Origin of the sequence: Promicromonospora kroppenstedtii DSM 19349 (assembly GCF_000515355.1) — a bacterium.
Lineage (GTDB): Bacteria > Actinomycetota > Actinomycetes > Actinomycetales > Cellulomonadaceae > Promicromonospora > Promicromonospora kroppenstedtii.
Genome location: NZ_KI911655.1, coordinates 1,256 through 3,370, shown reverse-complemented (window position 1 = coordinate 3,370; position 2,115 = coordinate 1,256). Strand labels below are relative to the sequence as shown.

The 2,115-nt window shown below is 72.4% G+C and carries 2 protein-coding genes and 1 pseudogene; 2 read left to right on the top strand and 1 reads right to left on the bottom strand.

Features of this window, described 5'->3' with window-relative positions:
• Window positions 1-289: pseudogene (locus PROKR_RS34565) on the bottom strand (bifunctional 3'-5' exonuclease/DNA polymerase); the annotation flags it as partial.
• 197 nt (window positions 290-486) lie between these two features.
• Here PROKR_RS34565 and PROKR_RS10555 point away from each other — a divergent pair.
• Window positions 487-1,965, top strand: coding sequence for a DUF222 domain-containing protein (locus PROKR_RS10555; RefSeq protein WP_036962936.1), 1,479 nt, complete (start codon window positions 487-489; stop codon window positions 1,963-1,965).
• Window positions 1,850-2,115, top strand: a 266-nt coding sequence (locus tag PROKR_RS36900; protein WP_211240102.1) for an HNH endonuclease signature motif containing protein, incomplete at its 3' end; no start/stop codon positions are given. The genes PROKR_RS10555 and PROKR_RS36900, both read left to right, overlap by 116 nt.

Here is a 2,115-nt window from a genome sequence, read left to right as displayed (position 1 = left end):
GACCGGCCTCGGCGAGCGCCGTGCGCGCCGACAGCGCCGAGGTGCGCAGCACGGCGTGCGCCAGGCGCAGGTCGTGCGCGCGGTCGACCCGGACGCCCTCGGCGAGCAGGGCCGGGTACCAGCGGTTGGTGTCGTCCCAGGTCCAGCGGACGTGGGACGACTCGGCGGCTGTCACCGCGCGGGTCAGTCCGGAGGCCTCGACGATGTGCGGCTCGCCCTCGGGCGCGCCGGAGTCGGACACCGACCGTAGGCCGATTTCCGCGCCGTCCTGGGAGACCACCGTGTGCATGGGGACCAGTCTGCCGTGAGCCACTGACACTCGGAGGTCGGCGGCTCCTCGCCATGGATGTCAGGTCCGAGGGCTCACCGTCGCGCTCCGATGAGTTATCCACAGATCTCAAATCTTACGAGAACTGAGCACCTTTGTTCGATAGCCTCGTCGAGTCGCCGGCACCGGGCCGAGCGTCGGATCGAGGGGGTGACCGGATGGTGCTGGCACAGCCGAGCACGACGAGCGCCGGGGCGCGCTCGCTCGAGGAGATCGTCACGGACCTCCAGGTACTGACACAGGAGCTGGTCGGCGTCGCAGGTCCGGCGGCGCTGGACGACACTCTGCCGGGCGGGGCCTCCGGAATGGCCGGCCGCCTGGCCGCGGCATCACCGCTGCTGCGCGTCGTGTGCTCGCAGCTGGAGGTGCTCCGGATGACCTGGCTGCCCCGGATCGATGCCGACGGCAGGTGGGCGCTCGACGGTTCACGGACGTTCCGCGTCTGGCTCGCTCGCCGCGAGAAGGTCACCATGCGCACGGCGAGCCGGGACGTGCTGACCGGTGAGCGGCTTCTCGAGCACCTTCCGGCCACGCTCGCCGCCGCCCTGAGCGGACGGCTCGGCATGGACCAGGTCCGGGCGATGGTCGATGTCGGCCCGACCTCGGAGGACCGACGCAAGGCGCTGGTGAGCCCGGTCGACGCGGCGCCCCGCGGGACAGGCGAGGACGAGCCCGCGAACGACGGCGACGAGGCCACTGCGAACGGCGCCGACGGTTCGGGGGCTGACGACGGCGAGCCGGCCGGGCCGGCAGGCGGGGACCCCGCTGGCGACGGCGCGGGGGCCGTGGTTCATGGGCCGACCGGGGAGGAGGTGCTGTTGGACCTGGCCGACCAGCACGGCCCGCTCGTGTTCCGCCGGTTCGTGGACCGGTTCGTACGCGTCGCCGACCCGGAGTCCGACGAGCGCGGGTACAAGCGGGCCTGGGAGCGCGAGCACCTCGAGGTGGCCAAGACCTTCGGCGGCTACCACGTCGCCGGATTCCTCACCGACGAGCACGGTGAGGCACTGCGCACCGCGATGGACTCGGTGATGGGCGCTCCGACGCCAGGCGACGCCCGCACCCCCACGCAGCGACGTGCTCAGGCCCTCGCCGACCTCGCCCGCACCGTGCTCGACAACGGCCACACCGGGACGGGCGGCGCCGTACGACCGCACGTCACCGTGACCGTGTCATGGACGGAGCTCGCTCGCCTGACCGGTCGGTCCGGTGCGCCTGGCAGCAGCGAGAGCGGCAGCGGCCGCGGGGCCGGTCCGAGTGATGGCGGACGCGTGGGCGATCACGACCATGAGGCGGATCGCCTACGTCTCAAGGAACTGCCGGGGACCGGCGGCTCGACGAGCCTGACCGACGTCACCGCAGCACCCGCGAGATTCGGCATCTCCGCATCGCTCGTGCCGACCAGCACCCTGCGGCGTCTGCTCTGTGACGCCGCGGTGACGGGTGGTCTTCGGACCGGACAGCCAGGTGCTCGACGTCGGTCGGGCGCAGCGCACCGTCACCGGGCAGATGCGCCGGGCCGTGATCGCCCGGGACAGACATTGCGTCTACGTCGACTGCACGCAGCCGCCCGTTCGCTGCGAGGTCCACCACGCCGAACGCCACTGGGCCGACGGTGGAGACACGAGCGTGCGTAATGCGGCCTTGCTGTGCTGGCACCACCATGACCTGGTCGACCGGACCGGCATCACGATGCGGTGGACCGGGAACCCGGACGGCGCCCGCCATTCCGGATGGACGCTCGTCGACCGGCACGGCCGCGAGCTCACGCCGGCGGGCAGCCCACC

Excerpts from the sequence above, each read along its gene's own strand:
- PROKR_RS10555 (WP_036962936.1), top strand. The coding sequence starts at position 487 with ATGGTGCTGGCACAGCCGAGCACGACGAGCGCCGGGGCGCGCTCGCTC.